Source organism: Vibrio sp. 99-8-1, assembly GCF_013114595.1.
In the GTDB taxonomy this organism is placed as follows: Bacteria; Pseudomonadota; Gammaproteobacteria; order Enterobacterales; family Vibrionaceae; genus Vibrio.
Genome location: NZ_VTXE01000072.1, coordinates 1 through 1,342 on the forward strand (window position 1 = coordinate 1; position 1,342 = coordinate 1,342).

General features: G+C 40.9%; 1 tRNA gene. It reads left to right on the forward strand.

Annotation, left to right across the window (positions count from 1 at the left end):
* The first annotated feature begins 1 nt into the window (after position 1).
* A tRNA-Asn gene (locus tag F0227_RS21680) sits at positions 2-69 on the forward strand.
* Positions 70-1,342 lie beyond the last annotated feature (1,273 nt).

Below are 1,342 nucleotides of genomic sequence, written 5' to 3' on the forward strand. Positions count from 1 at the left end.
TAGTTCAGTTGGTAGAACGGCGGACTGTTAATCCGTATGTCGCAAGTTCAAGTCTTGCAGGGGGAGCCACTTTTAAAAAGCCATCTCATTGAGATGGCTTTTTTGCATTTGCAATGCATCAGAAATCAATCATTACTCTTCCTATAAGCTACGCTAAGCCTAAAAAAGAGTAATACCAAACCACCATGATAACTTCCCTCTTAACTTTATTAGAAAGCCTTACAGCCTGACTAAGGGACATCTCTGACATCTGCTTTATCCATGCTTACATCATCAGGCCCGTAAACTTGTCCACTCAAAGATAAAAACACCTCAAATGCTGTACATCGATTATTAAACATTGAGTATTAAACATTAACTAAAGTAGGAAATGACCCAGTAATAGATGTTGGCAAAAGTACCTTAGACCAAGGAACGCTTACATTGATAATTACCGATAGTAAATATCATCAAACTTTCTCTTTGATCTGCGTTACTTAGCGCAATAGAAAATAATTAAATGTATTTCCGCCAAAAAGAAACACGCTTACAAAACATCAAGCGAATTCCAATAGCATAGTAAATTGCTATACAGCACGCTATTCTCTTTTACTTCAATAGAACCCCTTCTATCATCTTTACTGACAATCAGCCTTAGGCGGACGCTATGAGCGCGATAACAACAAAGGAAACAACATCATTACCAGAAATCTATAACATGGATATATAGCTTCGTACTCACTAAAAATAGCATTAACATTTCTGGCTAAAGACATCCGGTTGTTAATTCAAACAACAAGTTCAGAACTGGGGACTACTCGGGCCTTAACATGGCAAGCCGTACTCTCAAATGAAAGATAATTCATTGAGGGCAGAGATCGAATACACAATCACTCTACATACACAAAAGCCTCAGCATCTCTGCTAAGGCTTACTGTTCTTATTCCTAAGAATAAGTTGCGGAGTGGACGGGACTCCCGACTCGTTGAAAACAAACGCGCCCCCCCCGGCGTGACAGGCCGCTTTCTCCAACAAAGAGGCTAACCAACTGAACTACCACGCTTAAACGAAAAAAACCTCAGCATTTCTGCTAAGGCTTACTGTTCTTATTCCTAAGAATAAATAGCAGAGCAGACGAGACTCCCTACTCCTTGAAAACAAGCGCAACCCCCGGCGTGACAGGCCGCTTTCTCTAACAAAGAGGCTAGAATCTCCATGGAAGGAGTGAATGCCAATCAATGTAGGGAACATTGTTGGCACAACTGAACTACCACGCTTAAACGAAAAAAACCTCAGCATTTCTGCTAAGGCTTACTTTCTTATTCCTAAGAATAAATGGCGGAGTGGACGGGACTCCCTACTC